Genomic DNA, 19,161 nt, shown 5'->3' on the forward strand with positions numbered 1-19,161 from the left:
TGCACTTTTATACGTAAGCCGGGGCAAGATAATGTACGGTTTCAGGTCTGCTGCACCACCCACCACAGCCGCTGCTGCAGCCCGGGCCTGATTCTATAAAAACCAGAAAGCGGCACACCTTACTTTGCGTAGGGTGTGCCGCTTTTGATCGGGACAGGCAAGTTAACCGATGGAAATTTGCCTGGAGATGCTTTCTTCCAGCGATATAAGTGTTTCGGTGCGCTGCACACCAGGGATCGTCTGCATTTTCTCGTTAAGTACCTCCCGCAGGTGCTTGGTGTCGCGGCAGATCATCTTCACGAACATGCTGTATGAACCGGTGGTATAGTGCAATTCTACAATTTCGGGTATTTGCCGCATGCGCTCTACCGCATCTTTATACACTGCACCGGTTTCGAGGTAAACTCCAATAAAGGCGCAAACGTCGTACCCGATGGCTGCAGGGTTGATCAGTAGCTGCGATCCTGTTACTACTCCCATCTCGGTCAGCTTTTTCATGCGCACATGGATGGTACCTCCGGAAACATTAAGTTCTTTGGCAATATCGGTATACGCACGGGTTACATCCTGCATGAGCAGTTTCAGAATCTGGCGGTCCAGATTATCAATTTCGTAATTCATATTCGGCTTGAGCTGTTACGTCTTTGCTTTTGACAAAAATAGTAAAAATTGCTTCACAGAATATTAATAATAAAAAAATAATGTTAAAAATTTACTAAAACTTGAATAAATGGCAAAACACCTGCCGGATTACGGCTATGGGTTTAACAGCTGCAGGCACACGGCAGCAAGGGCCGTTACGGGAACAAGACCTGCAGCTGCGGCAGCACGTTTCCGGCCGTGCCGGCCCTGGAAAAAAATCAGCTTTCCCCTTTTCGCCCTACGGCATCTACGGCCACCGATGTTCCATCCGGGTTGATCATCTGCACCTGCTGCCGTGGGTAAACAGGTATTATTTTGCCTGCATAATCGGGCTTGTTCAGCTCCTGTGCAATCCGGAAGGTTAAGGCGCTCTTCCATTTCCGGCGCTCCCGGACGCCTACCAGGTAGCGGATGGTAATATTGGTCCAGGATTCTTCTATCGAAATAAACACCTGCGGCTTTTCAGCCACGTTGTCGCCCAGTCCGGCCCTTTTCAGTAACTGCGCATAGCGTTGGGCGGGGGCGACCATGTAGCTGCCCAGCAGGTTCTCGGCGGTCCCCTCCAGCACCTCCATCGCCAGCTGCATATCCGACTCGTTTGCCACCGACACCGACAGTTCGTCCCACACATAAGGGAAATCGCCGGTCAGGTTGATCACGGTGCCGGTGAGTATTTCGTTGTTGGGGAAGGTAACCAGGCGGCCGGTTGGCTGCTCGGCCTGCACAAAGCCCGGCTGGTAGGGTGCGCCAATTTCCCAGACCGTCGTTGTCAGGAAATCGATCCGGTACACATCCCCGAAAACTTCCCCTACCCGGATGCGGTCGCCAACCCTGTAGTAGCCCTGGAAGGAGTTCAGGAGCCAGCCGGTAAAACTTTCGATAGGCGTTTGCAACGACCACGACAAGGCCAGGCCAATCAGACCCAACGAGCCCACCAGCGCCCGTATATCGCCTGCCACCACACTCAGGGCCACACCTACTGCCAGCAACCAGACAGCAATAGAGACCAGCGAAATGATGGCGCTGGAGCTGTACCAGCGGCCAATGGTTTTATGCAGCAGTACCCGCAGGAGCCTCGACAGCGCCCAGGCCAGCACCAGCGTACCGATGGCAATCAGCAGCTTCGGAAGGTAATAGATAAAGCTTTCCCAGAGGTTTTGCAGCGCCCCAATAGCCTCATCAGCCGATTCGCGGGTCGACTGCGGTGCCGTAACCGTATCGGCTGCTTCGGCTTCGGCTTCCGTTACGGTGTCGGTTACAATTACCCGCTCCGTGATAGTATCCTGCGCCAGTCCGGCCTCGCTTGGTGAGAACATCATCAGCATAAAGCCTGTTATGGCAACGGCCAGTATAGAGGCCTGTTTAAAGTTTTTCAGCTTATTTTGCGCTCCTGCCACCGCAGACCCTCTGGCCACTCTTCGTTTCCTGATCCTGGTTCTTACTTTCCGGCCTGGCCTGATCACGCGCTGGTCCTGGCGGTAACCGCGTGCAGGTTGGGTTGTTCTTACCGTGCGCTGGTTTCTGTTTCTGTTAAAGGAAAGCATATATTGGTTTAACTATTTTTCCGTTTTTTGTTTTAGCTTTACGGAGTATGCTTATCCTTTAGTTTCTATACCTGAAAGAATTAAAGGAGCTGAAAAAGACAGCGACGTGCACTATTCCTGTTAGCCGCACGTTGGCAAACATTTAACACATGAATAAATTTCTATTAATCATATTTGTCTTCTTGTCCTTCTCTGGATATGGTCAGACACAAATTAAAGCCCCTGAAAATGCTATGACAGAGCTTGAAGAATTCAAAAAGAAGGAAAAGTTTGCAAAGGACAGCACATCCTTCTATACAGGAGTGGCAGACCCTAAAATGCGCACCGTGCTGACAGATAAAATTAATAAAGCAGCAGATGATTTTAAGGCTGTAGCGGAGGGTGAAAGTCCAACTGCCAAAAAGTATCAGGACATGATAAAAATTGGTCTATCAAGATTCTCTGATGTGAAAATGGACTTGGACACCGAAGACAGAGAAAGGCTTTGTGGCTATTTTGAAGAGCTCATGGACATTGTGGGACTTGAAAGCTCAGGCGGTCATTTAATGATGTTTATGTATGGGTTTAGCCTTCCAGAATCACCTAAATCAGGAGAATAAAACACTTGCCAACCAAGCCTATTATGCTTCGGCTACGCCTCGCACACCTATATTTAGGCAAATCCGAACTGAAACAGCAATAACACAGCTACAGCACCAGCATGCCAGTGGCCTGTTTAACATAATTTCTGATTAACCAAACTCCTAAACACTTATAACCCGGATGAAAAAAGTACTAAGCTTGATTTTCCTGCTGGCCTTCCTGTGCTCCTGTACGGCTGTTAAAAAAAGTGCATCTGACGACGAGGTTTACCTGTATTCCTATTTTAAAGGCAACGGAGACGGACTGCACCTGGCCTATAGCACCGATGGCTACAACTGGCAAGCCCTGAAAAATGATGAGATTTTCCTGAAACCAACAGCAGGCAAAGACAAACTGATGCGCGACCCCTGCATCATCCGCGGCGGCGACGGCAAATTTCATATGGTCTGGACGGTGAGCTGGAACGAGAAAGGCATAGGCTATGCCAGTTCCGACGACCTGCTGAACTGGTCGGAGCAGCAATACATACCGGTAATGGAACATGAGGAGGGCGCACGCAACACCTGGGCTCCCGAAATCACCTACGACAAAAAGAAGAAGGAATACATGATTTACTGGGCGACTACTATTACCGGCCTTTTCCCGGAAACGCAGGTAGCAGAGGATGCCGCCTACAACCACCGCATGTACTACGTTACCACCAAAGACTTTAAAACCTTCTCCGACACCAGGCTGCTGTACGAGCCGGGCTTCAACTCCATCGATGCCACCATCGTGAAAGATGATGACAAAGACCGCTACGTGATGTTCCTGAAAGATGAAACACGTACCCCTCCGCAGAAAAACATAAAGATTGCAGAAAGTAAAAACCTGACCGGCCCCTACTCCCCTGCCAGCTCCCCCATCACCGGAAGCTACTGGGCCGAAGGGCCAACCGTCCTGAAGCTGGACGATACCTGGATTGTGTACTTCGACAAATACAGGGACAAAAAAATGGGTGCCGTACAGTCGAAGGACCTGCAGAACTGGACCGACATTTCTGAGCAAATCTCATTCCCGCAGGGAATGCGGCATGGCAGTATCTTTAAAGTGACCAAAGCAGAATTTGCAAAGCTGCAATAGCAGGACAACCAACCCTCCACATTCTGAAGCCTTTCTGGGCAGGGCCTGGAGGGTTGGTTTACGTATTTACAACACAACAGCAACAATAAAATAATACCATTTATCATAACCTAAACCACAACCAAGCGCCCGCCGTAGCTGCTCCTCCTGCCATACCTTAATTTCCTGAATTAACTTTTCCCAAACCTGTACCCTCCTGCCGGGTTTTGCGTACTAAAGAACACAGTACGCAAGCAACCATAAATTTTACACATTGGTTGTAAAAAAATACCATTTTTTTGTTGCAGCATTGGTTACTTTTTGTAATTTAATGCCAGGGTTTTGTTTGCTACTGTGTTTATAACATAGCACAACATAAATCACAGGCACACTTTGCATTGCTTTCCGGATAGTTGGGTGTACATGACGTGTAGAAGCACTTTAAAAGTATGGCAGATGGGGTATCTTATTGCACTTATGGCACTTATAGGATGTGTACTGCCTAAGCAGCAGCAAGCAGCGCCCTTTACGCTGCTGGAGGCCGGCATGCAGGAGCAAAGATCCGGCGTACACGGCGGCGGAAGCAGCCAAGACTTTACTTTTAAAGTTTTAGTAACCACCGATGATAAAATAGTATTTGACAGCGTGTGGGTGGAAGGCCAGATGCTGGGACTGCGGATAGAAAAAGAAGGACACCTGCTGGGCAAAAATGAACGTATAGCTAAAAACGATATACTTATTTTACACGCTTCTTCTTTTATTCCATCAGAACCCGGCAGCAGCACCCTGCCTGAACCGGTTAAGTCGGAGCCCCCGGTAAAATTTACCGGAAAAGCTCTTATCAGGTATTATCACGCTGACAAGCCCGGCCATTTTACTGTAACTGCTATTCGTGAGCTTCCGCCTGTGATAATGCACTGAGGTTTGGCTATTTGACTTATTTACAAGTTCAATTACAGTAACATGAAAAAACTTTACCATAGCATATATATAGTAGTCTTCTTCTTCCTGCTTCCGGTTACGCTGTATGCGCAGGAGTGGGTAAACTCTTTGGAGAAGGCCGAAGTTAATTTTTATGAGATAAAGCAGGAGTTCGAAAGCTACTGGCAGGACAGGGAAGTAGAAAAAGGAAAAGGCTACAAACAGTTCAGACGCTGGGAATGGTACTGGCAGCAACGCGTTTCGCCGGGAGGTACTTTTCCCGACCCGGCTTTACTCTACAACGAATGGCAGCAGTTCCAGCGGGCAGAAGAGCGCCTGGCTTTACGACGCACCACCGTTGCCAACTGGGCTCCGTTAGGACCTGCCAACTCGGAAGGCGGCTATGGCGGCATCGGCAGAATCAACTGCATTGCCTTTCATCCGACCGATACCAGCACCTTCTGGATAGGAACCGCCGGGGGCGGCCTCTGGAAAACATCCAACGGCGGCGCCTCCTGGACTACCAGCACCGACGACCTGCCCGTGCTGGGCGTAACCAGCATTGTCATCGACCACACCAACCCCAACATCATTTACATTGCCACCGGCGATGGCATCAACAACAACAACAGCGAAGGCGTGATGAAGTCTACGGACGGGGGCGTTACCTGGACCAAAACACAGCTTTCTTTTAATTATGAAGAAAAAGTGCGCATCAGTACGCTGGCCATGCACCGCGTTAATACCAAAGTACTGCTGGCGGCTACAAACAGGGGCATTTTTAAAACCACAGACGGCGGCGCTTCCTGGAAAATGGTGCGGGAAGGCGTATACTCCGATTTGAAGTTCAATCTCGGAGACCCGTCCATCGTGTATGCCTGCAGCCGGAGCAGCGATTCGCAGGTGTTTATTTCTACAGACATTGGCGACAGCTGGGAACAGACCAGCACGTTTACCGGCGTAAACAGAGTAGCCATTGCCGTTACGCCAGCCGATCCGGATTTAATTCAGGCTGTGTGCAGCAACAGTTCCAACAGCGGGTTCGGAGGCATCTATACCTCCACCAACAGCGGCGTTACCTTTGAGCTGGCCTACGACAAAAGCGGCATCAACCTGCTGCACTCCAGCTACAACGGCGTAGGGGCAGGCGGGCAGGGCTGGTACGATTTGGCAATCGCCATCTCTCCCACCAATCCCAAGCTGCTGTTTGTGGGCGGCATCAACACCTGGAAATCTGCCGACGGCGGCAAAAGCTGGGAACTGGCTACGATGTGGTGGGCCGACTCCCGCACGGCCAATGTAGCGGTCGTACATGCCGACAAACATTTCCTGATGTTTCATCCGCTCGACAAAACTGCTTTGTTTGAGTGCAACGATGGCGGCATCTATAAATCTACCAACAACGGCCTTACCTGGCAGGACCTGAGCAACGACCTGCAGATCACGCAGTTTTACCGGGTTGGCGTATCGGCCGGGAACAGCGCCCTGCTGCTGGCCGGCGCACAGGACAACGGCACCAAACTGCGCAACGGCATTGGTTGGCGCGATGTAACCGGCGGCGACGGCACCAACTGCCTGATCGATTATTCGGATGAAAAAATTATGTACTCCAGCTATCAGAATGGCGGCATTTACCGCACCAAAGATGCGTTCGCGACGCCTCCTACTTTTATCTCCAACAACATACCGGGCAACCCTCGCGGCGCCTGGGTTACGCCGTTTATCCTGGATCCTGTAAAACCGAATATTCTGTATGCCGGATTTAAAGACGTTTACAAATCCAACGACCGCGGCGACACCTGGAAGGCCATCTCCAACAGCCTAAGCACCGACAACCTTACCTACCTGGCCGTAGCCCCGCTTAATACAGATATTATTTACACCGGTACCTCCGGTGGCATCAATACAAAAAGCAAAGTTTTTAAAACCGAGAACGGCGGCGACAAGTGGACCGATATTACAGGCAGCCTTCCTGTAACGGCTGCCAACATTTCCAACCTGTCGGTAAACCCCTTAAACCCGGAGCATGTGGTGGTCACCTTCTCGGGCTTTAGCGCCGGCAACAAAGTGTACAGCTCCGAAGACGGCGGCAAAACCTGGCAGAATATTTCTGGCGCTTTGCCCAACATCCCTGTAAACTGCAGCGTGTTCCGCGATGCCGCCAGCAACGAAGTTTATATTGGCACCGACCTGGGCGTTTTTTTCAAAGACTCGACTTCCGAATGGCAGCCCTTTAACAATGGTTTGCCGAATGTGGTAGTAACCGACCTGAAAATTCATTTTGCCGAAAATAAAATTCTGGCAGCCACTTTTGGCCGTGGCATCTGGGTCTCTGATTTAACCACACCCAACGAACCTGTCCTGTTATCCTTTAACCCCGATAGCGGCAAAGCAGGCGATAACATCACGATTACCGGCTCTAACCTGGCCGGCACAACCGAGGTACTGTTTAACAATATTCCCGCTGTTCCTGAATTTGTATCGGCAACCACAATTAAAGTAGTAGTACCACCAGGCGCCAAAACAGGACGCGTGCGTGTGGTTACACCGGCAGGCACAGCTACGAGTAAAAACGACTACATCATCACTACTGTAACAGGCATTGCCGGCGCAAACGAAAACAGCAAAATAGAGGTTTACCCGAATCCGGCCTCCGATAGGGTAAGGATCAGCCTCAATGCTGTTCCAATTAAAGAAATTGTCGTTTTCTCGGATTTAGGGGCAGTGATAAAAACAATGCGTGTTACCGGCGATATGGTAGACATACCTGTAGCAGGCATACCGGCGGGCGTTTACTTTATCAGGCTTCAGGCGAACGACGGAAGTTTGTACATGAAACGTTTTGTAAAACTATAACAAAAGCAGCTACTGCATTTGGGTGCGCATTATGGCTCCCCGCGAGGAGGTAAGGCTATGGTGACAGTGGCTGCAGTGCTTTTTTGCAGCTGAATGGCTTGTTTTGTTCTGCAGCTACTGTCACCATTGTCTTTGCTCCTGCTCTGGTATGCCTGTAATCCTAAAAACTGGTATTTTTCTGCAAGTTTGCATATCTTTAAACTGTTATTCCGACAGCTATTCGAACTACTGTTTTTTTCGTAACTGAACATCCCTGGCGAAAATAGAGTTTGCCTTAAACTGCATCCTGGCGCAACAGCAGTGCTTGCAGGTGAAGCTGCAAATCATGCCTGAGCCAATAATTCCGGAATGATCTTTTGCTATAATCAAATCAAAAAACCAAGCTTTATGAAGATCAGAATTCTGTTTCTGTTCACATTGATACTTGTGCAGCAGGTCTGGGCACAGGACCAGCAGCTACGGGAAAATATTCCGGTGCACGACCCGGTGATGATTAAGCAGAACGACACCTACTACCTTTTCTGCACAGGCCGCGGCATTGGCATGTGGTCGTCGAAAGACATGCAGCACTGGAAGCGGGAGAAGCCGGTTTTTGCAGAAGCGCCTGCCTGGGCCGTGGAGGCGGTACCCGGTTTCCGGAACAACCACATCTGGGCGCCGGACATCAGCTACCACAAGGGCACCTATTACCTGTACTACTCCATTTCGGCTTTCGGCAAGAACACTTCTGCCATTGGCCTGGCAACCAACACCACCCTCAACCCCGAGGACAAAGACTACAAGTGGATAGACCACGGCAAAGTAGTAGAGTCGCAGCCCGGCCGCGACAGGTGGAATGCCATCGACCCGAACCTGATTACCGACAGCTCCGGCACCCCCTGGCTTAGCTTTGGCTCCTTCTGGGACGGGCTGCAGCTCGTAAAGCTGAACAAGGATCGCCTGCGCGTGGCGGAGCCGCGGGAAGCTTACCGCACCATCGCCAGCCGCAAGTCCGAACCTACTGAGCGCGGCAACAATCCTATTGAGGCACCTTTTATCATCCGCAAAAACAAACACTACTACCTCTTCGCCTCCATCGACTACTGCTGCAAAGGCGCCGACAGCGACTACAAAATGATTGTTGGCCGCAGCAAAAACATCGAAGGACCCTATGTTGACAAAGCAGGCGTGCCTTTGGCAAAAGGTGGCGGGACGCTGGTACTGCAAGGCGACCAGAACTGGCATGGCGTAGGCCACAACGGCATCTTCAGCGAAAAAGGCAAAGATTACCTCGTTTTCCATGGCTACGACGCCAACGACAACGGCAGGTCCAGACTGCGGATAGAGCAATTGAACTGGGGGAAAGACGGTTGGCCGGTGCCGGTGGTGGTGGTGGAGCAGTAGCAACGGGCTTCCTTCGTTTTTCCTTTTTCCTCTTTACTTTAGCAGCATGAACTTAGACCTTACAGATAAAAAAGCCATCGTGTGCGGCAGCACGCAGGGCATAGGCAAAGCTACCGCCATCGAACTGGCGCAGCTGGGCGCCAACGTTACGCTGGTAGCCCGCAACGAGCAGAAACTGCAGGAAACCGTTAAAACCCTCGACAGCAGCAAAGGCCAGCAGCACAGCTATGTTGTAGCCGATTTTGAAAATCCTGAGGAAGTAAAGCGGCAGCTGGAGGCATATCTGCAGCAACAGGAAACAGTACACATCCTGGTGAACAACACCGGTGGACCTCCCGGAGGACCTATTGCAGAAGCAAAACAGGAAGAGTTTCTGAAGGCAATTAACATGCACCTCATCAACAACCACCAGCTGGTGCAACTTGTGCTGCCCCTCATGAAAAAGGCTGGTTACGGGCGCATCCTCAACATTGTAAGTACATCCGTAAAAGAGCCGATTCCGGGACTGGGGGTATCGAACACCACGCGCGGGGCTGTAGCGAGTTGGGCTAAAACCATGGCGAGCGAGTTGGGCCCGTTTGGCATTACGGTAAATAACGTGCTGCCGGGCTCCACCAAAACAGGCCGCATCTACTCCCTGATCGAGAACCGTGCCCAGAAAGCAGGACGCGACAAGGCCGAGGTACAAAAGGAGATGGAAGAAGCCATTCCGGCCCGACGCTTTGCTGAACCCGAAGAGGTGGCTGCTGCCGCTGCTTTCCTGGCTTCGCCTGCCGCAGCTTACATTACTGGCGTGAGCCTGGCAGTGGACGGTGGCAGAACAGGCTGCCTGTAATAGAAAACTAAGCACTTCCGGGTCCGGAAAAGCGTCCGGCCCCGGGAGTGCTTGCCTGCCATGCTGAGTGACTGAAGTTTGTGTTGCTCAACAGGCGTTTCGTTTTCTGCTGAGCTTTTGCCTCTGTTCCGGCAGCTCATATTTTCTCCGTACCTTTGCCCGATGGACTTTAAAACAAGAAGATTAGCTGCTACGCTTCGGAACCAGATTAACTATCCGTTACAGTTAAACCCTTTTGTGTTCAGCCGAATATTTTTGCTGTGGGTGGCGATCGGCATCATTGGCGGCTTGATTGCCGGTGCATACTGGACTGTGTTAGAAAGCTTTCTGCACTTTCTGAAGCATGTGGAAGGGCTGTATGTTATCCCGCTGATGACTGTTGCAGGCTTGCTGGCCGGCCTCATCATCCACTTCCTCGGCGATCCCGGCGAAATGGATCTGATTGTAAATAACATCCGGTTTAAAGGCGGCCGCCTGGAACCCAAGAATAATCTTTCCATGATCCTGTCGTCGCTGCTGTGCATTGCAAGTGGCGGCAGTGCGGGTCCGGAAGCCCCGCTGGTGCAGGTTACCGGCTCTACCGGCTCCTGGATTGCCCGAAAGCTTAAGTTTAAAGGAGAAGATCTGCGCTCGTTAAGTATAGCCGGTATGGCCGCAGGCTTCACCGCTTTGTTTGGTGCTCCACTGGGCGGCAGTTTGTTCGCCCTCGAGATCCTGCACCACAAGCATGTGGTGGAATATTACCAGGCGCTTATACCAGCTTTTGTTGCCAGTTGCTCCAGCTATGTTATCTTTATCCTTATCACCCACATCGGCATCGGGCCCACCTGGCAATTTCCCGTATATGCCACTCCTGAACTGAATGATTTCTTTTATGCTGTATTGTATGCGCTGGCAGGTACTGCAGCAGGCTGGCTCTTCATCTTTACGGTGCGGCAGTGCCGGTACCTGTTCCGGAAATTCGGAGTTCCTGTTTATATCAAGATGGCGGTTGGGGGCCTCCTGATTGGCACCATCGCCTACTACGTGCCCCTCTCCCGATACTTCAGCCACGACGAACTCAACATCCTGCTGGAGAAAAGTTTTACGCTGGAGTTTCTGCTTGTACTGCTGGTTGCCAAAATTCTTGCTATCAGTTTTACCGTTACTTCTGGCTGGCGGGGCGGTTTTATCATTCCGCTTTTCTTTGTCGGGGTTACGGCAGGCATGATCATCAATGCAGCTTTTCCAGGACAAAACCTGCCGCTGATCCTGGTAAGCTGTATGGCCGCCATTAATGCCTGCGTTACCCGCACCCCTATCAGTACCATTATCCTGCTGTCTACCTTAACCGGCTTTCATTATTTTATACCAATTATGTTTGCCAGCCTGACAGGCTTCTTCCTGGCTCCGAAAACGCCACTGATCAATGCACAGCTGGGCGTAAAAGAATAGTGCTATTTGCAGTCTTAGCTTTACGGTGTTACCTTTGTAGTTCACCTTATGAATACAACCCGCTGGTTCTGAGCTCTTAGCTCTGTAAGCAGCGCAGCAAAGCATGAGTAAAATTAAACGAAGATACAGGATAGCCCGGTACGTGGTTTACCGGCAAACCATTGTTAACCCTACCGATCACCTCTGGACCTTTATTGGCTCTCTTTTAGGAATAGGCATTATTGGCTTTATTCAAACGCACAACAGTTTTATTTCTGCCTCTGATCAGCTCTTCCTGATTGGCTCCTTTGGTGCCTCGGCTGTTCTTGTTTATGGCGCCACCAACAGTCCGCTTGCGCAGCCACGAAATTTAATAGGAGGGCATGTCATTTGTGCTATTGTGGGCGTTACCATCTGCAAGCTGTTCAATAACCCGGACCTGCTCTGGCTTTCGGCAGCTTTGTCGGTGTCGGTGTCTATTGTGCTGATGCAGATAACAAAAACACTTCACCCGCCGGGCGGCGCTACTGCGCTTATCGCCAACATTGGCTCCGAACAGATCAAGTCGCTGGGGTACTACTATGTGCTGGCACCGGTGTTTCTCGGGGTGATGGTGCTGTTTGCCATTGCCATTGTGGTAAACAATATTCCCGAAAACAGGAATTATCCTTACCGGAAAGGCAAGCCGCACTTCCGCCCTAAGAAGCACGCAAAAGCAAAGAAAAACCAGTCTGCTCCTTCACATTCCGCCTCTTATAAAAGAGCAGAGGCAGTGGTGGCAGGTGCAGAAAACTGATTTTGTTCTGCTGCGCCTGCCACCATTGCCTCTGCTGCTCCTGTCGGCTTCTAATATCCTTTATTACAGTTAATCCTGCCCATTTCCCGTTTCCGGGTTTATGAGGTTGCGCTCCAGGAAGTTGGTCATCATCGTGAAGCGGTGCAGGGTGGTAACGCCGCCACTTACGCCGTGGCTGCGGTTGGGGTAGTAAAAGCTCTCGAATTGTTTGTTGGCACTTATCAGGGCGTCCTGCATGGCCACCGCATTCTGGAAATGTACGTTATCGTCGCCGGTGCCGTGGATGAGCAGCAGCTTGCCCTGCAGTTTATCGGCGAACAGCAGCGGTGAATTTTCGTCGTAGCCTTCCGGGTTGTCCTGCGGCTTTTTCAGGTAACGTTCGGTGTAGATGGTGTCGTAGAAGCGCCAGTTGGTTACAGGTGCTACCGCTATGCCTGCCCGGAACACGCCGTTGCCTTTGGTCAGGCCCAGTAGCGTCATATAGCCGCCGTAGCTGTGGCCCCAGATGCCGATGCGGTTTTTATCGACGTACGGCTGCCGGCCCAGCCATTTTGCTGCTTCTACCTGGTCTTCTATTTCGTATTTCCCCAGGTTGGCATAGGTTACTTTTTTAAAGGCTGCGCCCCGTGCTCCCGTTCCCCGGTTATCCACACTTACCACTATCACACCTTTGCCTGCCAGTGTCTGGTGCCACAGGTAATTTGCGCCGCCCCAGCTGTTGGTTACTGTCTGCGAACCCGGACCACCGTACACGAACATCAGCACCGGGTACTTTTTGTTAGGGTCAAAATCGGTTGGTTTCATCATCCAGCCGTTCAGTTCTGTCCCGTCTGCGGTTTTCATAGTGAAAAACTCCTGCTGTGCCATGTCGTACTGCGCCAGCCGGTTTCGCAGCACCTGGTTGTCTTCCAGCACCTTCACCAGCTTGCCGTCTTTGGCCGTGTGCAGGCTCACCGTTAGCGGCACGTTGGCGGCGGTGTGGTAGTCTAGGTAGTATTTGAAGTCGCGGCTCATGTTGATGGTGTGCGTACCGGCCACATCGGTAAGGCGTTTTTTGTTTTTGCCTTTGATGCTGATGCTGTAGAGGTGCCGGTCGAGCGGCGATACTTCCGTAGACATATAATAGAGCACGTCGTTCTTTTCGTCGAAGCCGGTAAAGCTGCTGACTTCCCAGTTGCCTTTCGTGAGCTGGCGCACCAGTTTACCGTTCATGTTGTAGAGGTACAGGTGGTTGTAGCCGTCTTTTTCGGAGGAATGAATAAAGCTCTTGCCGTCTTTCAGGTACGTCAGGTCGTCAGTGATGTCGATGTAGGCTTTGTCGGTTTCGGTGAGGATGACGCTGGCGTTGCCGGTGGTGGCGTTGGCGTGCAGCAGTTCCAGCGTGTTCTGCAGACGGTTCATGCGCTGCATGGAAAGCAGGTTGCTGTCGCTGGTCCACTTAATGCGCGGAATGTAATTATCTGTCTCCGTGCCGGTATCCATCTTCACCGTCTGCCCCTTGCCGATATGGTAAACCGAAACCGTTACGACCGAGTTAGCCTCGCCTGCTTTCGGGTATTTAAAGCGGTAATCCTGCGGGTACAGCTCGCCCCACACCTGCATGTTAAACTCCGGTACCTGCCTTTCATCAAAAGTATAGAAGGCGATTTTAGAACCATCGGGCGCCCAGGTAAAAGCCTGCGCAAAGCCAAATTCCTCTTCGTACACCCAATCGGTATAACCGTTGATCACCTCGTTGTACTTCCCGCTGGTGGTAATCTGCGTTTCCTGCATCGTGTTCAGGTCTACAAAAAACAGGTTGTTATCTCGGGCAAAAGCTACGCGGCTGGCATCGGGCGAGAAGGTGGCATAAAGCTGTTTGCCGCCGCTACTGAGCCTGGTCAGTTTTTTGGAGGCAATGTCGTACACGTAATACTCTGCCCGGTAGGAATGGCGGTAAATCTGCTCGTGCGCCGTAGAAAACAGCACCTTCTGCTCATCGGAGCTAAAGGTATAATCCTCGTAACGGATGGGCTGGCTGCTGCCTTGCGGTACCAGGTTTTCGCCTTCGATAATGGTGTTTACGGGCTGCCCTGTGGTCACATCAAACCGTACAATGTCTACCACCCGGTTCTGCTCATCCACCACTTCGGAGCTGTAGTAGCGGCCATCGTTCATCCAGTTCACGCCATAAACCGACTTCGCCACAAAAGTACCTTTGCGGTAAATATCGTCGAGGGTGATTTCCTGCTTTTGCTGCGCCTGCGCTACAAAGGCCAGGCAAAAGAACACGACAAACAGGTAAGTTGCTTTTATTTTCAGGTACATATGTTTTGTGATGATTTCTTTATTCCAGGTTAGCAGAATATGCCGGATTCCGGAAGATTTCAAAAAGAACGCGGCAGTCCTTGCAGGGGCTGCCGCGTTATAATAGTTTTTAATTTTCTTTAGAAGTTGAAGCCGGCTGTAAACATGATGTTTGTTAACCTGTCGGTGATGGCTACTTCCGGCGATGGTCCTTCATTAAAGGAGTAAGGTACATAGCGGTTGTCGGAGTTGCTGCGGGAGTAAGCTGCATCCAGGTAAAAGTTCTGAAGCCGTATGCCTGTTCCCAGGGTAAAGGTATTTACAGTGCCGTTTAAGCTGGAGCTTTTGTACGGGTCGCCGGTTCTGGCATAACCTGCCCGGAAGCGGAATACCTCATATCGTGCTTCTGCTCCCAGCCGGAGGTTCACAGCAGACTGGTAACTATTGGCAACACCGTCGTTGAGGTTGCTGAAGAAACTGCCGCTGCTACCAAAATCACTGTCTCTTTCGCTGAAGCGGGCGTTGCTGTAGTTTACATACTCCACATCGGCCGTTAAAAAGCCATTTTTCGAAATAAAGTAAGCTAAACCACCCGTCGCCCGGAAAGGCGTAACGAGCGTGTACGAAAACTGCCCCGGCATTTGTGCCACAGATTGATCCCCGATATCGCTGTGCGTTGTATGCAGGAAGGTATCGTAATTTTCATCAAAGGTATAAAGGGTCGGGGTCTGGATAGAAAGACCGGCACGGAAGGCATCTGAAAAGCGGTAAATGGTACCAACTTTCAGGTTTATACCGCCGCCCCTGGAATTAATTTCATCGCGAAGCGACAAATCTGTTGTTACATTTGAGGTGGAGCCATCGTCGTTTGTAACCTGGTGCGTAAAGCTCTCGCGGTAAATGCGCTCCTGTTTAAAATTTGAACTCGTGATGCCGATGGCCGCTCCTAAATAAAGTTTATCCCGGTAATTTGTACCAGCGCCAAAATCAAACTGTTTCTGCGAACCGCTCCGGAGCACCTCCTCTTCAAAATCTACTCTTCCTATTTTATTTAGTGGAGCGGCAAACTCACCCTGCTCATCTTCAAAAACATCTATCAGAAAAGCACCATAGGCCATTCCCTGCAAAGTAGCGTAACCTCCCAGCGAACTAGCATTATCATACTCGTCATTCAGCTGGTCCAGTACACGGGTCTGCCCACCAACCACGTTCGCATTATTATTCGCCAGCTCCGCAAAATAGTCAACAATAGTCCAGTCGTTCACACTGCCTCCTGTCATGCCCCGGTAGGTAGTCCGGGAATTGAAGTTGTTGAGGCGGTTAATGCTTAAGCCAAAGCTTGTGCCGCGCCAGTCGCTGCCTTCTTCATCGCCTCGCCTGTCGGAGAGCACGATACCGACCTGCGGGATGTTTAACGAGTTGCGGCTGTCGGTGGTAGAAGGGCCAAAGTAGCTGCCTTCGCGGTTGGCAATATCTGTCTGTACATTGGCTGTACTGAAGCCGGCACTGATGGTCACTTCGGATCTTCTGAAAAAGCCTAAGCCGGCGGGGTTGGTAGACAAGTTGGAGATATCGGCGCCTAAAGCCGTATTGGCGCCTCCTATACCTTGAATGCGGGCAGAACCGGATAAACCTAATCGGGAGTAACGCAAGGCATCAGCTTCCGTTTGGGCAAAAGCGGTTCCACTCCAGCCTAGCACGAGTGCTAAGCTGGCTGAAACTATTTTGTTGATCATGAATTTAAATTTCTAAGGTTTAAAAACTCCCTCTCGAAGGTCGCCCGCCTCCGCTGTTAGAGGGTCTTGAAGGGGTACTTTGTGATGGGCTGCTACGCTCGTAGCTTGGTGTGCTGCGCTCGTAGCTCGGGGTGCTTCGCTCATAGCTTGGCGTGCTGCGCTGCTCATAGGTTGGCTGCTGGCGTTGCTGCCTGGCCGGGCGCTGACGTACCGGAGCAGGCTGGCTTGGCTGCGAACGCTGCTGGTTTACGCCGGCAGGCTGTTCTGTTGTTCTTACTCTTGAAGGTCTGGCAGGAACAGAAGGCCTGGTAACAGGCGCTACAGTTGTCTGCTGCGTTTGCGTAGCTTGCTCCCTTACAGTTCCGCTGCTACGAACCGGACGGGAAGGACGTGCATTATGTGCACCCGGCGTAACCATCATGCGCTGCTGTCCAGTAGCGGAAAGATCTTCACGCGCCGGTCTGCCCGAAGCGCTGCGTACAGCTCCGGATGTGCTTCTGTCTGTTCTGGGTCCGTACTGCACCCGGCGTACCGCTCCCGGACGGTCTATATAATTGCCGGTATAAAAGCCCTGGTAAAAACCATTGTAGTAGCCATTGTAATAGCTGTTATACGGGTTTCCCCACATGCCGCCATAGAACGGGTTGCGGTAAGCGCCCCATCCCATGCCATACCCTATGCTGATGCTGAACCTGTTATACGACGGCCCCCAGGGGCTGTAGAAGGAGCTGTAATAAGGATCGTAGAAGGGGTCGTAAAACGGATCGTAGAACGGATCATAAAAGGCGCTGCCGTACCGGTAAGAATAACGAGGATAGGCACTTGCAGCGTACGCCGCTCCGCCCCAGTAAGGATCTACAAACGAGTAGCTGGGCTGGTACCAGTTGTTGCGCGGGTTATATTCGCGCCCGTCGTAGTACTCGTCGCCCTGGTAATCTTCAGTGCCGGTAGCGGCAACCGTGCCGTCCGAGTTATACTGCTCAGGCTGGCTGCTTACCTCTGCCCCGGGTTGCACATACTCTGTTTTGTCGGATGATGTATAGTACATATCATCATACTCGGAAGACTGCAGCGCCACGGGGCTGCTGCAACCTGCCACCAACAGAGAAAGCACAGGGACTATGGCCAATATATTAAACTTTTTCATATGCTTTCTATTTATAGTTACAAACGCTGCTATCTACTCAAAGATAACACACATTCGTGCAAAAACTTAGTAAATACTATAATTATTAACGTAATTTTAGGCGGGTTTGATATATTTTCTTTCTTTAGAAGAAGCAAATATTATTCCAGGTTATACTACTTTTGCAATACATTATTAATAATCCTACAAAAAATGAGTAAAGGGCTACCAAAAAGAAGCGAGGATTACTCCTTATGGTACAATGAACTGGTAAAAAAAGCAGGCTTAGCAGAAAACTCTGCCGTGCGTGGTTGTATGGTCATCAAACCGTATGGCTTCGCCATCTGGGAGAAGATGCAGCGCGTGCTCGACGATATGTTTAAGCGCACCGGGCACGAGAACGCCTATTTCCCCTTGTTTGTGCCGAAAAGCCTGTTTGAGGCAGAAGAGCAGAATGCCGAGGGCTTCGCAAAAGAGTGTGCCGTGGTTACACACTACCGCCTGCAAACCGACCCGGACAATAAAGGAAAGTTGCGCGTAGATCCGGCTGCCCGCCTGGAAGAAGAACTGATAGTGCGCCCTACGTCTGAGGCCATTATCTGGAGTACCTACAAAAACTGGATACAAAGCTACCGCGACCTGCCCCTGCTCATCAACCAGTGGGCTAACGTGGTACGCTGGGAAATGCGTACCCGCCTGTTCCTGCGCACGGCAGAGTTCCTTTGGCAGGAAGGCCACACGGCACACGCCACAGCAGACGAGGCAGTAGCAGAAACAAAGCAGATGCTGGACGTGTACGCCGAGTTTGCCGAAAACTACATTGCGCTGCCGGTAATCCGGGGTGTAAAAACACCAAACGAACGCTTCGCCGGCGCCCTCGACACCTACTGCATCGAAGGACTGATGCAGGACGGCAAGGCGCTGCAGGCCGGAACATCGCACTTCCTGGGCCAGAATTTTGCCAAGGCCTTTGATGTGAAATTCGCTACCAAAGAAGGCAGTCTCGACTACGTGTGGGGCACCTCCTGGGGCGTGAGCACCCGCCTGATGGGTGCGCTCGTTATGGCGCACTCCGACGACGAAGGCCTGGTGCTTCCGCCAAAGCTGGCGCCTATCCAGGTGGTCATCGTGCCTATCTACAAAGGCGAGGAGCAGCTGGCGCAGATAAGCGAGAAGGTGAACCAGCTGAAGAAGGAGCTGGAAGCCAAAGGCATCAGCGTGAAATACGACAACCGCGACACCGAGCGCCCGGGCTTTAAGTTTGCCGAGTGGGAGCTCAAGGGAGTACCGGTACGGATCGCCATCGGGGGCCGCGATCTCGAAAACGGGACCGCCGAAGTTGCCCGCCGCGATACCAAAACAAAAAGCACGCAACAATTCGACGAACTGACTAGCCTTATCCCTGCCTTGCTCGACGAGATACAGGACAACATTTACCAGAAGGCGCTCAACTACCGGGAGGAGCATACTACCAAAGTAGATACCTACGAGGAGTTTAAGGAGGTGCTGGAAAACAAAGGCGGCTTTGTGCTGGCCCACTGGGACGGCACACCTGAAACCGAAGAACGCATTAAGGAAGAAACCAAAGCCACTATCCGCTGCATCGCCCTCAACACGCCCGAAGAAGAAGGCGTGGACATGCTGACCGGCAAACCATCCAAGCAGCGCGTTTACTTTGCCAAAGCTTACTAAGCCTCCGTTTTCGGTCAAAAAATACTGCTGCAGCTGCCACCACAGCCTCTGCTGCAGCTCTGTTGAACATTACACTTATTCCACTTACCATGGCCTGTCCCCCGACAGGCCATTTTTTTGACCGTTGATGGTAGGATTTCTATGATTTTATGTTTGTCTGAATCTTTGCTGTTTCGGGCACGAGGACACAGGTGTCTGAAGAGCTAATTTTGTTTTAACGCACCTTGTCGTACACCCAAAACTTTCAC

Annotated in this window: 14 protein-coding genes; 9 read left to right on the plus strand and 5 right to left on the minus strand. The window is 51.2% G+C overall.

Going from position 1 to position 19,161, the window contains the following annotated elements; genetic code table 11:
• Window positions 1–162 precede the first annotated feature (162 nt).
• The gene (locus DCW36_RS06530) at window positions 163–621 is read right to left on the minus strand and encodes an Lrp/AsnC ligand binding domain-containing protein (protein WP_114777539.1); all 459 of its coding nucleotides are present in this window, start codon (window positions 619–621) and stop codon (window positions 163–165) included.
• 239 nt (window positions 622–860) lie between these two features.
• Window positions 861–2,186, minus strand: coding sequence for a mechanosensitive ion channel family protein (locus tag DCW36_RS06535; protein ID WP_114777540.1), 1,326 nt, complete (start codon window positions 2,184–2,186; stop codon window positions 861–863).
• Between the two features lie 149 nt (window positions 2,187–2,335).
• On the opposite strand from DCW36_RS06535, the gene DCW36_RS06540 reads away from it, so the two are divergent.
• The 8 genes from DCW36_RS06540 (at window position 2,336) to DCW36_RS06575 (ending at window position 12,073) form a co-directional block, all read left to right on the plus strand.
• A complete protein-coding gene (locus DCW36_RS06540; RefSeq protein WP_114777541.1) occupies window positions 2,336–2,785 on the plus strand; it encodes a DUF4844 domain-containing protein in 450 nt (149 codons plus the stop codon).
• A gap of 163 nt (window positions 2,786–2,948) precedes the next feature.
• Complete coding sequence (locus DCW36_RS06545; RefSeq protein ID WP_114777542.1) at window positions 2,949–3,890, plus strand: glycoside hydrolase family 43 protein; 942 nt, start codon at window positions 2,949–2,951, stop codon at window positions 3,888–3,890.
• A gap of 456 nt (window positions 3,891–4,346) precedes the next feature.
• Entirely contained in the window at window positions 4,347–4,790 is a 444-nt protein-coding gene (locus tag DCW36_RS06550) for a hypothetical protein (protein ID WP_114777543.1), read from the plus strand.
• Window positions 4,791–4,832: 42 nt separating this feature from the next.
• Window positions 4,833–7,646 (plus strand): VPS10 domain-containing protein, encoded by a 2,814-nt coding sequence (locus DCW36_RS06555; RefSeq protein ID WP_114777544.1) that lies wholly within the window; start codon window positions 4,833–4,835, stop codon window positions 7,644–7,646.
• A 387-nt stretch (window positions 7,647–8,033) separates the two neighbouring features.
• Window positions 8,034–9,029, plus strand: a complete 996-nt coding sequence (locus DCW36_RS06560) for an arabinan endo-1,5-alpha-L-arabinosidase (protein ID WP_114777741.1) — start codon at window positions 8,034–8,036, stop codon at window positions 9,027–9,029.
• Window positions 9,030–9,075: 46 nt separating this feature from the next.
• A complete protein-coding gene (locus DCW36_RS06565) occupies window positions 9,076–9,864 on the plus strand; it encodes an SDR family oxidoreductase (protein WP_114777545.1) in 789 nt (262 codons plus the stop codon).
• Window positions 9,865–10,026: 162 nt separating this feature from the next.
• Window positions 10,027–11,298: a chloride channel protein gene (locus DCW36_RS06570; protein WP_114777546.1), complete on the plus strand. Its 1,272-nt coding sequence runs from the start codon at window positions 10,027–10,029 to the stop codon at window positions 11,296–11,298.
• A 103-nt stretch (window positions 11,299–11,401) separates the two neighbouring features.
• Window positions 11,402–12,073: an HPP family protein gene (locus DCW36_RS06575; protein ID WP_114777547.1), complete on the plus strand. Its 672-nt coding sequence runs from the start codon at window positions 11,402–11,404 to the stop codon at window positions 12,071–12,073.
• 69 nt (window positions 12,074–12,142) lie between these two features.
• Here the strand turns inward: DCW36_RS06575 and DCW36_RS06580 are convergent, their stop codons facing one another.
• From DCW36_RS06580 to DCW36_RS06590, 3 genes are all read right to left on the minus strand, one after another.
• Window positions 12,143–14,380 (minus strand): S9 family peptidase, encoded by a 2,238-nt coding sequence (locus DCW36_RS06580; protein WP_114777548.1) that lies wholly within the window; start codon window positions 14,378–14,380, stop codon window positions 12,143–12,145.
• A gap of 119 nt (window positions 14,381–14,499) precedes the next feature.
• Window positions 14,500–16,095, minus strand: a complete 1,596-nt coding sequence (locus DCW36_RS06585; protein ID WP_128396955.1) for an OmpP1/FadL family transporter — start codon at window positions 16,093–16,095, stop codon at window positions 14,500–14,502.
• A 19-nt stretch (window positions 16,096–16,114) separates the two neighbouring features.
• Window positions 16,115–17,242, minus strand: coding sequence for a hypothetical protein (locus DCW36_RS06590; RefSeq protein WP_114777550.1), 1,128 nt, complete (start codon window positions 17,240–17,242; stop codon window positions 16,115–16,117).
• 192 nt (window positions 17,243–17,434) lie between these two features.
• Between DCW36_RS06590 and proS the strand changes: the two genes are divergently transcribed.
• Window positions 17,435–18,913: a proline--tRNA ligase gene (gene proS, locus DCW36_RS06595; RefSeq protein ID WP_114777551.1), complete on the plus strand. Its 1,479-nt coding sequence runs from the start codon at window positions 17,435–17,437 to the stop codon at window positions 18,911–18,913.
• Window positions 18,914–19,161: the final 248 nt, after the last annotated feature.

The organism is Botryobacter ruber (genome assembly GCF_003347595.2).
In the GTDB taxonomy this organism is placed as follows: Bacteria; Bacteroidota; Bacteroidia; order Cytophagales; family Hymenobacteraceae; genus Pontibacter; species Pontibacter ruber_A.